The organism is Streptomyces sp. NPDC055632, assembly GCF_053618675.1.
Window position 1 is genome coordinate 176,723 of sequence record NZ_JBSHHY010000013.1, and the last position, 16,213, is coordinate 192,935.

The 16,213-nt window shown below is 73.9% G+C and carries 22 protein-coding genes; 13 read left to right on the top strand and 9 right to left on the bottom strand.

From position 1 onward, the window contains the following. The first annotated feature begins 155 nt into the window (after window positions 1–155). A complete protein-coding gene (locus ACWGSR_RS19065; protein WP_453567649.1) occupies window positions 156–1,127 on the top strand; it encodes a GlxA family transcriptional regulator in 972 nt (323 codons plus the stop codon). Window positions 1,128–1,228: 101 nt separating this feature from the next. Beyond that, the gene (locus ACWGSR_RS19070) at window positions 1,229–2,467 is read left to right on the top strand and encodes a DUF418 domain-containing protein (RefSeq protein WP_453567651.1); all 1,239 of its coding nucleotides are present in this window, start codon (window positions 1,229–1,231) and stop codon (window positions 2,465–2,467) included. Window positions 2,468–2,494: 27 nt separating this feature from the next. On the opposite strand, the gene ACWGSR_RS19075 is transcribed toward ACWGSR_RS19070, so the two are convergent. Next, window positions 2,495–2,773, bottom strand: a complete 279-nt coding sequence (locus ACWGSR_RS19075) for a hypothetical protein (protein WP_376245745.1) — start codon at window positions 2,771–2,773, stop codon at window positions 2,495–2,497. A 199-nt stretch (window positions 2,774–2,972) separates the two neighbouring features. Between ACWGSR_RS19075 and ACWGSR_RS19080 the strand changes: the two genes are divergently transcribed. Next, entirely contained in the window at window positions 2,973–3,344 is a 372-nt protein-coding gene (locus tag ACWGSR_RS19080; protein ID WP_376245747.1) for a hypothetical protein, read from the top strand. A 27-nt stretch (window positions 3,345–3,371) separates the two neighbouring features. Here the strand turns inward: ACWGSR_RS19080 and ACWGSR_RS19085 are convergent, their stop codons facing one another. From ACWGSR_RS19085 to ACWGSR_RS19095, 3 genes are all read right to left on the bottom strand, one after another. Beyond that, window positions 3,372–3,986, bottom strand: coding sequence for a LysE family transporter (locus ACWGSR_RS19085; protein ID WP_453567653.1), 615 nt, complete (start codon window positions 3,984–3,986; stop codon window positions 3,372–3,374). Further along, window positions 3,983–4,312: a DUF2087 domain-containing protein gene (locus ACWGSR_RS19090; protein ID WP_453567655.1), complete on the bottom strand. Its 330-nt coding sequence runs from the start codon at window positions 4,310–4,312 to the stop codon at window positions 3,983–3,985. The genes ACWGSR_RS19085 and ACWGSR_RS19090 overlap by 4 nt, the downstream gene beginning before the upstream one ends. Window positions 4,313–4,527: 215 nt before the next feature. Next, on the bottom strand, window positions 4,528–4,806 hold the full coding sequence (locus ACWGSR_RS19095; protein ID WP_376245755.1) for a hypothetical protein: 279 nt from the start codon (window positions 4,804–4,806) through the stop codon (window positions 4,528–4,530). Window positions 4,807–4,973: 167 nt separating this feature from the next. Between ACWGSR_RS19095 and ACWGSR_RS19100 the strand changes: the two genes are divergently transcribed. After that, window positions 4,974–5,498, top strand: coding sequence for a DUF6328 family protein (locus ACWGSR_RS19100; protein WP_453567657.1), 525 nt, complete (start codon window positions 4,974–4,976; stop codon window positions 5,496–5,498). A gap of 27 nt (window positions 5,499–5,525) precedes the next feature. Here ACWGSR_RS19100 and ACWGSR_RS19105 read toward each other — a convergent pair whose 3' ends face one another. Continuing rightward, window positions 5,526–5,708 (bottom strand): DUF397 domain-containing protein, encoded by a 183-nt coding sequence (locus tag ACWGSR_RS19105; RefSeq protein ID WP_453567659.1) that lies wholly within the window; start codon window positions 5,706–5,708, stop codon window positions 5,526–5,528. Beyond that, complete coding sequence (locus ACWGSR_RS19110) at window positions 5,705–6,511, bottom strand: Scr1 family TA system antitoxin-like transcriptional regulator (RefSeq protein WP_386366506.1); 807 nt, start codon at window positions 6,509–6,511, stop codon at window positions 5,705–5,707. Before ACWGSR_RS19110 ends, ACWGSR_RS19105 begins: the two co-directional genes overlap by 4 nt. 108 nt (window positions 6,512–6,619) lie before the next feature. Here ACWGSR_RS19110 and ACWGSR_RS19115 point away from each other — a divergent pair, with 108 nt between their 5' ends. From ACWGSR_RS19115 to ACWGSR_RS19135, 5 genes are all read left to right on the top strand, one after another. Beyond that, on the top strand, window positions 6,620–6,859 hold the full coding sequence (locus ACWGSR_RS19115) for a hypothetical protein (RefSeq protein ID WP_453567661.1): 240 nt from the start codon (window positions 6,620–6,622) through the stop codon (window positions 6,857–6,859). Window positions 6,860–7,241: 382 nt separating this feature from the next. Further along, on the top strand, window positions 7,242–8,267 hold the full coding sequence (locus ACWGSR_RS19120; RefSeq protein ID WP_453567663.1) for a hypothetical protein: 1,026 nt from the start codon (window positions 7,242–7,244) through the stop codon (window positions 8,265–8,267). Beyond that, window positions 8,264–8,803 (top strand): cytochrome b, encoded by a 540-nt coding sequence (locus ACWGSR_RS19125; protein ID WP_453567665.1) that lies wholly within the window; start codon window positions 8,264–8,266, stop codon window positions 8,801–8,803. Before ACWGSR_RS19120 ends, ACWGSR_RS19125 begins: the two co-directional genes overlap by 4 nt. A 37-nt stretch (window positions 8,804–8,840) precedes the next feature. After that, entirely contained in the window at window positions 8,841–9,506 is a 666-nt protein-coding gene (locus ACWGSR_RS19130) for an HD domain-containing protein (protein ID WP_376245784.1), read from the top strand. Window positions 9,507–9,514: 8 nt separating this feature from the next. After that, the gene (locus tag ACWGSR_RS19135; protein ID WP_453567668.1) at window positions 9,515–10,057 is read left to right on the top strand and encodes a hypothetical protein; all 543 of its coding nucleotides are present in this window, start codon (window positions 9,515–9,517) and stop codon (window positions 10,055–10,057) included. A 37-nt stretch (window positions 10,058–10,094) separates the two neighbouring features. Here ACWGSR_RS19135 and ACWGSR_RS19140 read toward each other — a convergent pair whose 3' ends face one another. After that, window positions 10,095–10,301 (bottom strand): hypothetical protein, encoded by a 207-nt coding sequence (locus ACWGSR_RS19140; RefSeq protein WP_453567670.1) that lies wholly within the window; start codon window positions 10,299–10,301, stop codon window positions 10,095–10,097. Between the two features lie 154 nt (window positions 10,302–10,455). Here ACWGSR_RS19140 and ACWGSR_RS19145 point away from each other — a divergent pair, with 154 nt between their 5' ends. Then, window positions 10,456–11,682, top strand: a complete 1,227-nt coding sequence (locus ACWGSR_RS19145; protein WP_453567681.1) for a Cmx/CmrA family chloramphenicol efflux MFS transporter — start codon at window positions 10,456–10,458, stop codon at window positions 11,680–11,682. A gap of 36 nt (window positions 11,683–11,718) precedes the next feature. Here the strand turns inward: ACWGSR_RS19145 and ACWGSR_RS19150 are convergent, their stop codons facing one another. Together ACWGSR_RS19150 and ACWGSR_RS19155 are read right to left on the bottom strand one after the other, a co-directional pair. Beyond that, complete coding sequence (locus ACWGSR_RS19150; RefSeq protein ID WP_383316665.1) at window positions 11,719–11,988, bottom strand: DUF4031 domain-containing protein; 270 nt, start codon at window positions 11,986–11,988, stop codon at window positions 11,719–11,721. 52 nt (window positions 11,989–12,040) lie between these two features. Further along, window positions 12,041–12,397 carry a hypothetical protein gene (locus ACWGSR_RS19155; protein WP_376245795.1) on the bottom strand — a complete coding sequence of 119 codons (357 nt, stop codon included), beginning with the start codon at window positions 12,395–12,397 and terminating at the stop codon, window positions 12,041–12,043. Window positions 12,398–12,507: 110 nt separating this feature from the next. Here ACWGSR_RS19155 and ACWGSR_RS19160 point away from each other — a divergent pair, with 110 nt between their 5' ends. From ACWGSR_RS19160 to ACWGSR_RS19170, 3 genes are all read left to right on the top strand, one after another. Beyond that, window positions 12,508–13,425 (top strand): MurR/RpiR family transcriptional regulator, encoded by a 918-nt coding sequence (locus ACWGSR_RS19160; RefSeq protein WP_376245798.1) that lies wholly within the window; start codon window positions 12,508–12,510, stop codon window positions 13,423–13,425. 128 nt (window positions 13,426–13,553) lie between these two features. Further along, on the top strand, window positions 13,554–14,492 hold the full coding sequence (gene murQ, locus ACWGSR_RS19165; protein ID WP_376245801.1) for an N-acetylmuramic acid 6-phosphate etherase: 939 nt from the start codon (window positions 13,554–13,556) through the stop codon (window positions 14,490–14,492). Between the two features lie 47 nt (window positions 14,493–14,539). Beyond that, window positions 14,540–16,141, top strand: coding sequence for a PTS transporter subunit EIIC (locus tag ACWGSR_RS19170; RefSeq protein ID WP_453567673.1), 1,602 nt, complete (start codon window positions 14,540–14,542; stop codon window positions 16,139–16,141). The last annotated feature ends 72 nt before the right edge of the window (window positions 16,142–16,213 follow it).

The window sequence follows — 16,213 nt, forward strand, 5'->3', positions numbered from 1 at the left end:
GGCCGACCCGGGCGCCGCCCCCACGGCGGGGCCGGGCGCGGGCGCCCCGCCCCGTCCTACCCCTAAGCAGACGCAGACCCCCGCGCGGGCCCCGCCCGTGGGGCGGGCCCCGGCTCGCGGGCGCCCCGGCGCACCCCGCTCCGTACACTCCCCGCATGACTTCTGTGGCGCTGGCGGTCCACGACGGGACGATGCTGTTCGAGACCGCGGCGGCCTGCGAGGTGTTCGGCGTGGATCGCGGGATCACCGACGGCTGGTACGACTTCAGGGTCTGCGCGGCGCCGGAGACCGCCGCCGCCCGGCTCGACGGCTGGCTGCGGATCGACGCCCCGCACGGCCTCGACGCGCTCGCCGGCGCGGACACCGTCATCGTCCCGTCCTGCTCCGACGTCGACGCCGACCCGCCCGCCGACCTCCTGGACGCCGTGCGCACGGCGCACGCGCGGGGCGCGCGGATCGTGTCGCTGTGCACGGGAGCGTTCGTCCTGGCGGCCGCGGGCGTACTGGACGGCCGCCGCGCCACCACCCACTGGGCGCACACCGGCGACCTGGCGGCCCGTCACCCCCGGGTCGAGGTCGACCCGGACATCCTCTACGTCGAGGACGGCAACGTCCTGACCTCGGCGGGCAAGGCCGCCGGGATGGACCTGTGCCTGCACCTGGTGAGCGCCGACCACGGCGCCGCCGTCGCCGCCGAACTGGCCCGGCGGCTCCTGGTCCCGGCCCGCCGCGCGGGCGGCCAGGCGCAGTACGTCGCCGCCCCGACGTCCGCCGACACCGCCGACGCCTTCGCGGACCTGCTCGCCTGGGCGGGCGCCCGGCTCGACGAGCCCCTGACGATCCCCGACCTCGCCCGCCGGATGAACATGAGCACGCGGAACCTCACCCGCCGCTTCACCGCGACCACCGGCACCACCCCGCTGCGCTGGCTGCACACCCAGCGCATCCACCGGGCCCAGGAGCTCCTGGAGACCACGGACGACAGCGTCGAACTCGTCGCCGTCCGCACGGGGATGGGCACGGCGACGACCCTGCGCCGCCACTTCCACAACGCGCTCGGGGTGCCGCCGGACACGTACCGGCGCACGTTCCGGAGCGCGGCGCGGAGCACGGGGACGGCCTCCTGACGCACCGGGGCCTGCCCCTGGAGGGTGTGCAGGGCGCACCCGCACCGAACGCCGTCCGATTACGCTGGTCACCGCGGACCGACCACGGGGGGACAGTGCCGGTGACAGCGGCGACGACGGTGACGGACGTACGAGGGGACCGGCCGCGCATAGCGGAGGTCGACGCCCTCCGGGGCTTCGCGCTCCTGGGCATCCTGCTGGTCAACGCGCCGATGGCGGCGGGCCCGTACGGCCTCCACGGCATCGCCGACCCGGACGCCTCCTCCCTCGACCGGGCCGTGGAGGCGGTCGTCCAGACCTTCGTGACCGGCAAGTTCTTCCTGCTGTTCTCGTTCCTCTTCGGCTACAGCCTCACCCTCCAGCTGGAGTCGGCCGCACGCGACGGCGTCGGACCCGTGCCCCGGCTGCTGCGCCGCTCCCTGGGCCTGTTCGCCCTCGGGGCCCTGCACGCGGTGCTGCTGTTCTCCGGCGACATCCTCATGACGTACGCCCTGCTCGGCCTGGTCCTGGTCGCGGCGCGCGGCTGCTCGCCGGGGGCGGCCCGGACCGCCGCGCTGATCGTGCACGGGTGCGCGAGCGCCCTGCTGCTGCTCGTGGGGCTCGTCCCGCTGCTCATGTCCGACGCCGAGATGGCCGCCGTGAACACCGAGGTCACCGACGGGTTCCCCGCGCTCGTCGCCGCCTACCGCGGCGACGCCGCGTCCGTCGTGGCGGCCAACGCGGGACTGCTGCCCGAGGTGCTCCTCGCCCTCCCCCTGATGGGCGGCTTCGTCGTGACGGCCTTCCTGGCGGGCCTGTACTGCGGCAAGCGGCGCCTGCTCTCGGACGCGCCCGACGCCGCCACCGCCCGGATCCGCCACCGCCGGACGCGCCTCGTCTGCCTGCTCGGCGCCGCCGTGGGCCTGCCCGGCGGCGTCTTCGCGGCCCTGACCGCGGTCGGCCCGCTCGGCCCCCGCTGGGAGCTGCTCGGCCACGCGGTGAACACGGTCACGGCCCCGGCCCTCACCGCCGCGTACGTCTGCGGCGTGCTGCTGCTCCTGCGCACGGCGCGCGGCGCGCGGGTGACCGCCCTCCTCGCCCCCGCCGGCCGGATGGCCCTGACGAACTACCTGGCCCAGTCCCTGGTCCTGGCCCTCGTCTTCACCGGCTACGGCCTCGCCCTCTACGACCGCCTCGGCACGGCCGCCGTCACCCTCGGCGCACTCGCCCTGTACGCCGCCCAACTCGCCCTGAGCGCCAGGCTGATGTCCACCCGCCGGCACGGTCCGGCGGAATGGCTCCTCCGCACGGTCACCCTGGCCCGCCCGCCGCGCGACCGGACGCCCCGGGCGTCCGCCTGAGCCGTACGGACGACGCCGGCGGGCGCGCTACGCGGTGACGATCCGTGCGGCCGCGACGGTGACGCCCAGGTGGGCGGTGACGAGCGCGAACCACCCGTAGGCTCCGAGGCGGGGGCGGGGGCGGGCCATGAGGCGCCAGTCGTCGACGCCGAACGCGACGGCGAGCAGGAGGAGGGGGACCCAGAGGAGGGCCCACCAGGTCCAGACCCCGCCGAGCCTCAGCACGGCGCACGCGATCGCGGCGAACAGGCTCGCCAGGTACCAGCTCGGCTTCTCCGTGCGCTCCGCACCGTCCTCCGGTGCCACCGCCGGAACGTTTCCGTTCTCCGCCCGCATCCGATTCCACTCCCCCGTACGCATGTCGACGTGCGGCCCGGGAAACGGCCTGGTCAGGGCCTTTCGGGCTGCACCTGCAACGTAACCCGGCGCGTTCGCCCGGTCAAAGGGCGTGCGGGGCGGGCGCGTTCGGGGAGCGCGGTTCCCGGTGCGTCCCTAGGATCGGTCCATGGCCTCTCACCCCTGCTCCCGCCCGGGGACCTCGTCCCTCTCCCTCTGGTCCAGGAACTCGTTCCTCTCCATCGGTTCCGTGGGCTCGATGCTCTCCATCGGCTCGGTGGGCTCCTTCCTCTCCATCGGGTCGGTCGGCTCCGCCCACTCGTTCGCCTCGATCGGCTCCTGGGCGAGCGCCGGATCGGTCGGCTCGGCCCTGTCCGTGGGCTCGGTCGGATCCTGGCTGAGCGTCGGATCGGTCTTCTCGGCCCGGTCGGACGGGGCGGTCCTGTCCTGGCGCTCGCGCGGCGGGGTGCTGGCGGCGGGGGCGCTCGTGGGGCTGGCGGGAGCGGCGGCCCTGGCGGCGGGGGCGCGGCGGGGCCGCTGACCGGCCCGGCCGCTCCCGGCCTCCGCTCTAGACCACCACCCCCACCGCCAGCGCCACGATCAGCGCGCTCGACGCGAGGGCCGTCGCCAGGCGGCCCCGGGGGCCCGTGACGGTGCGGCCCAGGAGCGTGCCCGTTCCCGCCAGGAGGAGCTGCCAGCTCGCGGAGGCGGCGAAGGCGGCGAGGACGAAGGCGGCCGCCCCGGCCGGGCCCGTCGCCGGACGGCCGCCGAGGACGAGGGCGGTGAAGTAGAGCACGGTCAGGGGGTTGAGGACCGTGATCCCCAGGAAGGCGAGGAACGCGCGCCGGGGAGCGGGCGGGAACTCCCGCCCCGGGGCCGTACCGCCGCGGTACGCCCGTACGGCCCGCCACGCGGAGTGCGCCGCGAGCGCGACGAGGACCAGGGCCGAGCCCAGGCGCAGGGGGGCCGCCACCGGGGCGAGGAGGGGGACGAGGGCCGCGCCGCCGAGCACGGCCAGCAGGGCGTACAGCCCGTCCGCGGTGGCGATGCCGAGCGCCGCGCCCGCCCCCGTACGCCACGGGGAACGGGCCGCGACCGCCACCAGGTGGGCGCCGACGGCGCCGACCGGGATCGCGATGCCGTAGCCGGCCAGGAGGCCGGCCACCACCGGGTCCGCCGTCATGCGACGGCGGGGATCGCGCCTCCGGGAGTGCCGGTCCGCTGCTGTCGGCGGTAGGCGGCGCCGTCCTTCGTACGGGAGAGGAAGCCGCCGGTCACGAGGTACCGGCGCAGGGCCGGGAAGTCCTCGTGCACGCCCTTCAGCGCCTCGTTGACCTCGGACTCGCGGTAGGTCCGGCCGGTCTCGAAGAGGGTCGCGGCGAGGTGCGCGAGCAGCGCCTCGCGACGGGCGGCCCGGCGCGGGACCGCCTTGAGGCGCCCGTCGGCGGCGAACAGGTCCGCGACGGACGCGACGGGCGCGACGGGCGGGTGCGAAGGATGACTGGTCATGGACGAGGAGCCTGGCCCTCGGACCCCGTCCGCCGCAAAGGGTTTTCGACGGCCCGCGCGCCGTCGGGGCGGGAGGGTTCTCGACGGCCCCGTGCGCCGTCGGGGCGGGAGGGTTCTCGACGGCCCCGTGCGCCGCCGGGACGGGGGGGGGGGTTCTCGACGGCCCCGCGCGCCGTCGGCGCGGAAGGGTTTCGGCCGGGTCGTCCCGCGCGACGTCAGCGCAGGACGACGTTCACGGCCCGCTGCACCGTCGGCAGCATCGACGAGATGCCGGCCCGCTCCATGATCGGCCGTGCCCGCTCCACGAAGGCGAGGAACCGGTCCTCGGAGTCCCAGAAGTCGACGACCTTCCAGCCCCCTTCCCCGTCGGGTCCGGCCGCGTGCGCGATGAGCCCGTCCGCCGGGAACCAGTCGGTGCTCCCGAGCTGCCGCATGATCTCCTCGTACTGCTCCTCGGTCCCACCGGGGATCTCGACGGTCACGATGACGGCCATGGTGTCGCTCCTGTACGCACGGGGGGTGTCCCGCCCAGCACAGCAGCCGCCTCCGGGACCCGCACGGGGGCGGGGCCGAACGGACGAAGGGGCACGCCTCGCTCCCCGCCCGGGGCGGTGGGAGACTTTCCCTGGGGGCCGTGGGGAGACCTCGGCGAGGAGCGCGTATGGCACCGGAACCGGAAGGCGGCGGGGACGCCGCGCCCGGCCCCTCCGACCGGCGCCGGGGGCGCGACGAGTCGCCCGAGGAGCGCGCGGACCGGATGTGGGTCGACCTGCTCCAGGAGCTGCGGGTGGCCCAGACCGGCGTGCAGATCCTCTTCGGCGTCCTGTTCATCGCCGTGTTCCAGCCCGCCTTCACCGACCTGGGCGACACCGACCGCGCCCTCTACGTCACCGCGGTCGTGCTGGGTGCGGCCAGCGCGGGCTCCCTCATCGGCCCGGTGTCCCTGCACCGGATGGTCGCGGGCCGCCGCATCAAGCCGCAGACGGTGGTGATCGCCGCCCGGATGGCCAGGACGGGGCTGCTGCTGCTCGCGGTGACCACCGTCCTGACCCTGCTCATGCTGCTGCGGGTGGCCCTCGACGACACGCTCGCCGCGTGGCTGGCGGGTGCGGTCGGCGCCTGGCTGTTCGCCCTGTGGTTCGTGATCCCCCTGTGGGCGAGACGCCACTACACGAGCCGGGAGTAGGCCGGGCGCGCCGCGTGACGGGATCGGTCAGACCGCGTACGTCCGCGCGAACGCGGTGAACGCGGACCAGGCGGCCGGGGAGGCGGTCAGCTGGCCCCTGGCGTGGTCCTTGGTGTCCCGGACGTGGACGAAGGGGAGGTTGTCGGCGACCTCGACGCAGTTGTCGTTGTTGCCGCTGTACGTGCTCTTGTGCCACGTGGGCTCAGTCATCGTGCATCTCCAAGTACGTCACGCATGAACTTTCGCGATTCCTCGACCCCGAGCGCGTCGGCGTGGAGCCGATCATAAATCTTCTGGAAGAGAGCGACCTCTGTCGCTTCGATCACGTAGCGGCCGATGCCGAACCCCTCGGTGTAGGCGGTCCGATCACCCGAAGGCAGGGTCAGCAGGCTCACCGATCCACGGATGACCGCGCGGTCGGTGCGCAGGACCTGCACGTTGATGAACGGCCTTTCGGTGGCTTCGAGGAGCCATTCGATCTGGTCACGCATGACCCGCTTCGACCCCATCACCTTCGTGAAGGCCGACTCGTCGAGGACGACCCACAACCAAGGCGGATGCGGCCCGTCGAACACGGCTTGGCGTTCACTTCGCCGCTGCACGGAGCTCTCGATGTCGGTGACTTCGTCGGGGTCTTCCAACTTCATGATCGCTCTCGCGTACTCCGGGGTCTGGAGCAGGCCCGGTATCACCGGAGAGAACTCGTAGACGGCCAGCGCCCGTGCCTGGTCCCTGAGGAACCCCTGCGCGTAGTCACGGAAAGCGACCCGGTCCCGGATCGTCAGCAGGTTCGCCAGCTTCCCGCCCAGCTCAAGGACTTGGTCGATCTGACGCCCGAGCTTCAGATCCGGCGGATCACCGTTCTCGATCTCGGAGACGCGCGTCGTACTGCTGAACACCTTGGCCGCGAGGTCCTGTTGCCGCCACCCGAGCTGCTTGCGTGCGTCCCGGACCAGGTCGGCGATGAAGCTCTCCAGGCTCTCGCTCGGGTCGATCTCGTTCTCCGCGGGCATATGCCACGTTCCCCGTTCCCCTCCGGAAACCCAACTCCTGGTGAGCGTAGGACGGCACGCGTCATCGTGAAGGTGTCCGGAGAAGATCCACCAGAAAGAAGGCCCTCCATGGGTACACTCCCGCCCCCACCCCCCACCCGCCCCGTCACCGAGGCCGAAGCCGCCCGTGTGTACCGGGAGCTCAAGGACGCCATGGACACCGCCGGCCTCCCCACGAGCGGGCTCTACCGGGACGTCACGCACGGCCCCGGCGGGGACACGCACCGGTACGGGCTCGGGACCGTCGGCGTCGGCGGTGCCAAGCGGCTGACCGTGCTCCTGCGCACCGCGCGGGCGGCCGAGAAGTGAGGTACCGGATCGGCGAGGTCGTGACCGACGCGCAACGGGCGCTCACCGGGCAGGTCCGTTCCGTGAACGGGAACATGCTGGTCCTGGTCCGCCCCAGCGGCTACCTGTGGGAGGCGGCGGCCGAACAGTGCTGGACGGCGAGCCCGGAGGAGCGCGCGAGCCTGACTCCGCGCGGTGCACTCCGCGTCATCAGCACTTCGCCACGGGGCCCATCTCCGGCATCTGAAAGATGATGTGACTGCGCGTCACTCGAACGGGGGGTCTTCACTCTGCGCATCTGTCCGGGCATATGCCAGCGCGGTACGTTCACGCAAAACGGCCCTCACCGATGACCTGAGAACCATCGGCGAGGGCCTGAACCACTAGTGGAAGCGACCCACCCGTGATCTACCGCAACGTTATCGTGCCCTCCCGCGCCTTCGGCCAGTACTCGCACGACATCATCCGCCACCCCCGCCTCAACTCCGACGCCGTGCGCATCCTCACCTGGCAGCTCTCGCTCCCCCGCGGAGCCCGCGAATCGCTCTCCCGCACCGCCCAGCGCGCCCGGATCGGAGCCTGCGCCTTCACGCACGCCAAGCGGCAGCTCAAGGACGAGGGATTCGTCCACGAGCGGCGGGTCCAGGGCGCCGGCGGACTCTGGATCACCCAACAGCTCGTCTCCAGCGCCCCCCTGACCGCCGACGAGGCCGCCAAACTCCTCGCCCAGAGCCCCCTCCCCACCTGCGAGGACCGGGTGTTCCCGCAGGTCGCACCGAGTCCCCGGAATCGAGCCGCCGGTGTCCCGGCCGCCGGTGCTCCGAAGGCCCCGTCGACCGGCGGTCATCCAGAGAAAGAACCCGGAGAAGACACCTCCCACCTTCCCTCGCCCACCGACGAGCCGGTCAGCGAACCGGTCAGCGAGCCCGGCGAGGCGCCCTCCCGCCCCCGGCGGGAAGAGGCCCGCGCCCTCGTCGGCGCGCTGCCCCTCCTCTCCCCCGCCCTCCGCCACATCCCGCCCGGCATGCGCGACGAACTCACCCGCCTCGCCGCCCGCTGGCTGGAGACCGGACACACCCCCGCCGACGTCCACGAACACGTCCTGCGCGGCCTGCCCGGCGCCGGAACCCCCGTCCACCGCCCCGGCGGGCTGGTCCGGTACCTGCTGCGGGACGTACCGCCCCGCACCCTGCCCCAGCTCGCGTCATCGCCGCCCGGACCGCAGCCGTCCGGACCCCGGCTCTCCCCGCGACTCGAAGGCACGCGCGAGTGCGCCGGCGACCACGTCCAGCCCATGCTGTTCCGGCCCCTCGCGGACGAGACGCACTGCCGGGAGTGCGCGGCCGGGGACGGGCCCGGGACACGGCGTGGGGGCCCGCCCCCGTACGCGGTGCGAGAGGCGCCGGGATGGACTGTGATGGGGCGATGAACAGCAGCCCCGGCTACCGGCCCCTCACGAAGGTCCTCCACTGGAGCGTCGTGGTCGCGTTCGCCGTCCAGTTCGCCGTCGGGTACGCGCTGGACGCCTCGGAGTCCGGACGGGGGCGGGGCCGGGGCCGGGGCGAGGAGTCCGGGCGCGGGCGCGGACGGGGACGCGGCGGCGACGGGTACGAGCCCTTCGGCGAGGACGCGCTGCTGACCGTCCACGTGCTCGTCGGGGCCCTCGTCGTCGTGCTGGGGGTGGCGCGGCTGCTGTGGCGGCGACACACCGAGCTGCCGCCCTGGGCGCCGACGCTCACGGCGTTCGAGCGCCGCTTCGCCCACCGCACGGAGGTCGCGCTCTACGCGCTGACGTTCGTCGTCCCCGTCACCGGAATACTGCTGCTCGCCTCGGACGACGACGGCCTGCTGTGGGTGCACGTGACGGCGCAGGTGCTCTTCCTCGCCGCGCTCGCCTGCCACGTCGGCCTGGTCCTCAAGCACCAGCTCGTCGACCGCGACCGGCTCCTGCGCCGCATGCTCTGAACACGCACCGCCCGCGCCCGGCGGGCACAATGCCCCCATGACCGCAGACCAGCATCCCGCGCTCCTCCGGCGCTGGAACGCCACCCTGCTCGCCGCCCGCGCCGGCCGCGAGGGCCCCGACCCCGCCCCGTACGGGCTGAACCTGCTCGCCCGCTGGGCCGAGCCGCAGCGCCGCTACCACACGGTCGACCACCTCCGGGCGGTCCTCGACCGCGTCGACGAGCTCACCGACCAGGGCGGCGAGGGCGGCGAACTGGAGCTCGTACGGCTCGCGGCCTGGTTCCACGACGCCGTCTACCGTCCCGACCGCTCCGAGAACGAGGAGCGCTCGGCGCTCCTGGCCGAGAAGGCCCTCACCGAGGCGGGCCTGACCCCGCACGAGGTGGCCGAGGTGGCCCGCCTGGTCCGCCTGACCGTCACCCACGACCCGGCCGTGGGCGACCTGAACGGCGAGACCCTCTGCGACGCGGACCTGGCGGTCCTGGCGGGCGACCCCGACACGTACGCGCGGTACGCGGCGGCGGTCCGCGAGGAGTACGGCTTCGTCCCCGACGACGCCTTCCGCGAGGGCCGCGCCGCCGTCCTGCGCCACCTCCTCGACCTGCCCCGGCTCTTCCGGACCCCTTACGGGGCGGCGGTGTGGGAGGAGAAGGCGCGGGAGAACGTGGAGCGGGAGCTGAAGGAGCTGAGGACGGTGGCATGATCCCGGGCATGGACCGGGAGAGGGAACAACTCTGGTATTCGGCCGCGTGGTTGGCGCGGTGGCGGGACGGGATCACGGACGCGGTGCGCTCCATGACGGCGTCGTTCGAGGAGACCCACGGCCGCGCGCCGGGCAGGAACGAGGTCCGGGCCGCCGGGGCGGAGGACCTCCGGGCCGCCCGTGCCTACGACCGGGAGCCCGTGCGGTGCGACGGGATGGTGACGTTCTACGAGTCGGTGGCGGAGGTCGCCCTGCCCGACGTGGGCAGCGGCTTCTTCATGCCTCCGGCGGGCGAGTGCCTGCGCCGGTTCCTGGAGGAGGGGCCGGTCTTCGTCCCGTCGGCCGACGACCCCTTCGGGATGGTGATCGCCTCGAACGGCGACGGCCTCTTCTACGTCGCCGACTGGGGCGGCGTGGTCCACCGGTCCCGGTCGTCGTCCCTCGACGACGAGGACTTCGACAAGTACGCCGACAGCGTGCCCGAGTTCCTCTCCCACGTCCGCCGCCACGTCGCCGCCTTCGCCAGGACGGGTGCGGCGGGAGACCTGTAGCGGTCACCGGGCGGAGGCGGACGGGTTCCGCACCCGTTCAGGAGGACGTGATCGCCACCGTGATGCCGGTCGGCGTGCTGAAGTACACGTCCGCCCGCTCGTGCTCCCCCGTGCTCACCCGGAGGAAGTCCGGGTCGGAGTCCCGACCCACCACATAGGGGGCCAGGACCTCACGCGCGGCCGCCGTGTCCAGCGGTACCAGCTCACCGTTCTCGAACTTGTGCACGAACACGTCGAAGCTCATGGGCGCCTCCCTGTCACGGAGAGCGACCGTCTCGTATCCCGAGACCTTCGGGCACCCAGGAATGACAGGCACGAAGTACGGGTTGACGCATGTCATGCCGCCTTCCTCAGCCGAGCCCGCCCCCACCGGAACCGCCGCCCCCTCGTCCACCCGCATGCCGACGGCCGTCTACATCCTCGGCCTCTCCGTCTTCGCGCTCGGGACGAGCGAGTTCATGCTCTCCGGGCTGCTGCCGCCCATCGCGGAGGACATGAACGTCTCCATCCCGCAGGCCGGACTGCTCATCTCGGCCTTCGCGATCGGCATGGTGGTGGGTGCCCCGCTCCTCGCCGTGGCGACCCTGCGGCTCCCCCGCAAGACGACCCTGATCGCCCTGATCACCGTCTTCGGCCTGGGCCAGGTCGCGGGCGCCCTCGCGCCGAACTACGGCGTGCTCTTCGCCTCCCGGGTCGTGAGCGCGCTCGCCTGCGCCGGGTTCTGGGCGGTCGGCGCGGCCGTCGCCATCGCGATGGTGCCGGTGGGCGCGCGGGCCCGGGCCATGGCCGTGATGATCGGCGGGCTCTCCATAGCCAACGTCCTCGGCGTCCCCGCCGGCGCCTTCCTCGGCGAGCACCTCGGCTGGCGCTCCGCCTTCTGGGCGGTCGGCCTCGCCTCCGCGATCGCCCTCGTCGGCGTCCTCACCCGCATCCCGCACATCCCGGTCCCCGAGACCCGGCCCCGGCTCAAGCGGGAGCTGACGATCTACCGCGACCGGCAGGTCCTGCTCTCGGTCGTCGTCACCGCGCTCGCGGCGGGCGGCGTCTTCTGCGCCTTCTCGTACCTCGCCCCGCTCCTCACCGACGTCTCCGGCCTCGACAAGGGCTGGGTCTCGATCGTCCTCGGGCTCTTCGGCATCGGCGCCCTGGTCGGTACGACGATCGGCGGCCGGGTCGCGGACGCGCACCTCTTCGGGGTGATGCTCAGCGGCATCGCCGCCTCGACCGTCTTCCTGGTCGCCCTGGCGCTCTTCGCGTCCAGCCCGGTCGTCACGGTCCTGCTGGCCTTCCTCCTCGGCGTCTCCGCCTTCTACACCGCCCCGGCCCTCAACGCCCGCATGTTCAACGTCGCCGGCGCCGCCCCCACCCTCGCGGGCGCCACCACCACCGCCGCCTTCAACCTCGGCAACACCGGCGGCCCCTGGCTCGGCGGCACCGTCATCGACGCGGGCCTCGGCTTCGCCTCCACGGCCTGGGCGGGCGCGGCGATGACGGCCGTGGGGCTGGGAACGGCCGCGGTGGCCCTGAAGCTCTCCCGGCGGACGCCGGGCGGGGGCCACGTGGTGACCGGGAGCGGGGCCGCCGCCCCCGCGAAGGACGGCCGGGAGTCGTCCCTGTCCGGTTGATAGCCCGGTTGAGACGGGGCTCCCGCGGGCGGCCGCTCAGGCCGCCGGGCGGCTCTTCGGCCGCCGCAGGCCCGCCGCCGTGAGGCGGCGCAGGAGTTCCTTCGAGCCGACCTCGACGGCTCCGCCGGTCACCGCGGCCGCGTAGTGGTCGGCCGGGATGTCGTAGTGGTCCCGCTCGAAGGCGCGGCGCGGGGCGCCGATCGTGGCCGCGAAGGCGTGCAGCTCCTCGAAGGAGACGTCGCTGACCAGGTGCGACCACATGCGGCCGTGTCCCGGCCAGGTCGGCGGATCGATGTAGAGGGTCACGCGCGGACTCCTCCCGCCGTCCCGGACCCGCCGCTCACCCCGGACCCGCCGCTCACCTCAGGCCGCCCACCGGCGCCACCACGACGCCCTGCTTGCCGCAGACCCAGTGCGGGTCCGGGCCGAGCTCCGGCTCCACGTCGAGGGCGTGCGGGTCGCCCGAGGCGCAGACGGGGCAGAGCGGCCAGCGCCCGTACCGTTCGAGGAGGGCGTCCTGCACGTCCTGGGCGACGAGCCCCGCCACGTACGAGACCCCCTCCGGCCACTGCTCGACCCACCAGCGCCGGTGCGTGACCGAGTCCTCCACCATCGACACGACCTCGGCCGCGGCGACCTCGCGGGCCGCCAGATCGGCCAGTACCAGCGCGCGGGCGGTGTGCAGCGCCTGCTCCACCGTGTCGATGTCGTCCATTCCCTCATTGTCACCCGGCCCGGGAGGCGGCGGGAAGGGCGAAGGTCCCTTCCGGATCCGGCCACCGGAAGGGGCTTGTCGCACCACCCTTCCGAAAGTATCTTTCAGGCGTGACCAATGACGTGAAGGAAAGTTTCACCAGCGACGCGCCCCCGGCCCCCGCCGCCCTCGCGGCCAAGGTGCGGACCCTGGCGCCCTCCATGACCCGCTCGATGCAGCGGGTCGCCGAGGCCGTCGCCGGAGACCCGGCCGGCTGCGCCGCCCTCACGGTCACCGGCCTCGCCGAACTCACCGGCACCAGCGAGGCGACCGTCGTCCGCACCGCCCGCCTCCTCGGCTACCCCGGCTACCGCGACCTGCGCCTCGCCCTCGCCGGACTCGCCGCCCAGCAGCAGTCCGGCCGCGCGCCCGCCGTCACCGCCGACATCGCCGTGGACGACCCCATCGCCGACGTCGTCGCCAAACTGGCCTACGACGAGCAGCAGACCCTCGCCGACACCGCCGCCGGACTCGACACCGTCCAGCTCGGCGCCGCCGTCGCCGCCCTCGCCACCGCCCGCCGCGTCGACATCTACGGCGTCGGCGCCTCCGGGCTCGTCGCCCAGGACCTCGGGCAGAAGCTGCTCCGCATCGGCCTGGTCGCGCACGCCCACAGCGACCCGCACCTCGCCGTCACCAACGCCGTGCAGCTCCGCTCCGGCGACGTCGCCATCGCCATCACCCACTCCGGCTCGACCGGCGACGTCATAGAACCGCTCCGGGTGGCCTTCGACCACGGCGCGACCACCGTCGCGATCACCGGCCGCCCGGACGGCCCCGTCACCCAGTACGCCGACCACGTCCTCACCACCTCCACCGCCCGCGAGAGCGAGCTGCGCCCGGCGGCCATGTCGTCCCGGACCAGCCAACTCCTGGTCGTGGACTGCCTGTTCACCTGCGTCACCCAGCGGACGTACGAGACGGCCGCCCCGGCCCTCGCCGCCTCCTACGAGGCCCTCGCCCACCGGCACTCGCCCCGCACCCGCTGAGCCGCGACCCACGCCCGCACCCGCACCCGCACCCGCACCCGCACCCGCTGAAACGTCCCTGTCCGCCGAAGCACCCGCACCCGTAAAGCACCGGCGCCGACGACGCCGCCGTACCGAAAGAGCCGCACGTGTCCGCTTCCGCCTCCGCTTCCACGTACTCCGAACTCCGCGCCCAGCTCGCCACCCTCACCACCGAGGCCTTCCGCCCCGAGCTCGCGGAGATCGACCAGCTCCCGACCCTGGAGATCGCCCGGACCATGAACGGCGAGGACCAGTCCGTCCCCGCCGCCGTCGCCCGGCAGCTGCCCGCCATCGCCGCCGCCATCGACGCCACCGCCGAGCGGATGGCCCGCGGCGGCCGGCTGATCTACCTGGGCGCGGGCACGGCCGGCCGCCTCGGCGTCCTCGACGCCAGCGAGTGCCCGCCCACCTTCAACACCGACCCCGCCGAGGTCGTCGGTCTCATCGCGGGCGGCCCCTCCGCCATGGTCAAGGCCGTCGAGGGCGCCGAGGACTCCAAGGAGCTCGCCGTCGCGGACCTCACCGCGCTCGGGCTCACCCCGGACGACACCGTCGTCGGCGTCTCCGCATCCGGCCGCACCCCGTACGCGATCGGCGCCGTCGAGCACGCCCGCGCCCTCGGCGCGCTCACCGTCGGCCTGTCCTGCAACGCCGACAGCGCGCTCGCCGCCGCCGCCGAGCACGGCATCGAGGTCGTCACGGGGCCCGAGCTGCTCACCGGCTCCACCCGGCTCAAGGCCGGCACCGCCCAGAAGCTCGTCCTCAACATGATCTCGACGATCACGATGATCCGGCTCGGCAAGACGTACGGGAACCTGATGGTCGACGTCCGCGCCTCCAACGAGAAGCTCCAGGCCCGCTCGCGGCGGATCGTCGCCCTGGCCACCGGCGCGCCCGACGAGCGGATCGAGGCCGCGCTCGCCGCCGCCGACGGCGAGGTGAAGAACGCGATCCTCATGATCCTCGCGGACGTCGACGCCCCCACCGCCGCCGAGCTCCTCACCGGCTCCCGCGGCCACCTGCGCGCGGCGCTGCACGCCCGGTAGACCCCACCCGGCTCCCCCTCCCCCACACAGCAAGGCACCACCGCACCATGAGCACTGACGACAAGAACCGCGCCGTCGCCGCCGCGATCCTCCCCCTCGTCGGCGGCGCCGGGAACATCACCTCCGTCGCCCACTGCATGACCCGCCTCCGCCTCGGCCTGCGGGACCGCTCGCTCGTCCGGGACGAGGCCCTGAAGGCCCTGCCGGCCGTGATGGGCGTCGTCGAGGACGACACGTACCAGATCGTCCTCGGGCCGGGCACGGTCGCCCGCGTGACCCCGGAGTTCGAGGCTCTGGTGGCCGAGGCGCACGAGGAGAACCAGGCGGAGGCCGGCGCCCCCGCGTCCTCCGCCGACGGCCTCGCGGCGCAGGGCGCGGCGATCAGGGCGGCCCGGAAGGCGAGGAACCAGACCCCGTTCAAGCTGTTCCTCCGCCGGATCGCGAACGTCTTCGTCCCGCTGATCCCCGCCCTCATCGGCTGCGGCATCATCGCCGGCCTCAACGGCCTCCTCATCAACCTCGGCTGGCTGCCCGGCGTCACCCCCGCCCTCGCCGCGATCGCGAGCGGCTTCATGGCCCTCATCGCGGTCTTCGTCGGCTTCAACACGGCGAAGGAGTTCGGCGGCACGCCGATCCTGGGCGGCGCGGTCGCGGCGATCATCGTCTTCCCGGGCGTCGCCAAGGTCGACGCCTTCGGCCAGACCCTCTCCCCCGGACAGGGCGGTGTGCTCGGCGCGCTCGGCGCGGCGGTCCTCGCGGTGTACGTGGAGAAGTGGTGCCGCCGGTGGGTGCCGGAGTCCCTGGACGTCCTGGTCACCCCGACGCTCACGGTCCTGGTCTCCGGCCTGGTAACGATCTTCGGCCTGATGTTCGTCGCGGGCGAGGTCTCGAACGCGATCGGCGAGTTCGCCGACTGGCTCCTCGCGCACGCCGGCGCGGGCGCGGGCTTCGTCCTGGGCGGCCTGTTCCTGCCGCTGGTGATGCTGGGCCTGCACCAGGCCCTCATCCCGATCCACACCACGCTCATCGAGCAGCAGGGCTCCACGGTCCTGCTGCCCGTCCTCGCGATGGCGGGCGCGGGCCAGGTCGGCGCGGCGATGGCGGTCTACCTGAAGCTCCCGCGCAACGGTTCCATCCGCCGCACCGTCAAGTCCGCCCTCCCGGCCGGCTTCCTGGGCGTCGGCGAGCCCCTGATCTACGGCGTCTCGCTCCCCCTGGGCCGCCCCTTCGTCACCGCCTGCGTGGGCGGCGCCTTCGGCGGCGGCTTCATCGGCCTCTTCAGCATGCTGGGCGCCAAGGTCGGCTCGACCGCGATCGGCCCCTCCGGCTGGGCCCTGTTCCCCCTCCTCGACGGCGACGAGGGCCTCGTCCGCACGATCGCCGTCTACGCGGGCGGCCTGCTCACCGGCTACCTGGCGGGCTTCGTGGCGACGTACTTCTGGGGCTTCAGCGACCGGCTCCTGGAGGAGTTCGACGTGGACACGGAGGCGGCCGTGGAGACGGTGGTGGCCGCCGGAGGGACGGGGGCCGGTGGCGGGGCGGGGGCCGGAGCGCCCCACACGCCCCACACGCCCCACACGCCCGATGCGCCCGACGCGCCCGACGCGTCCGACGCGTCCGCACCGGCGTCGGCGCCCGCCAAGGCCTGACGCCCGGGGCCCGTCGCGCGGACCCCCCCCCCCCACCCGCGACAGCCACCCCCCGCCCCCGCACCACACCGA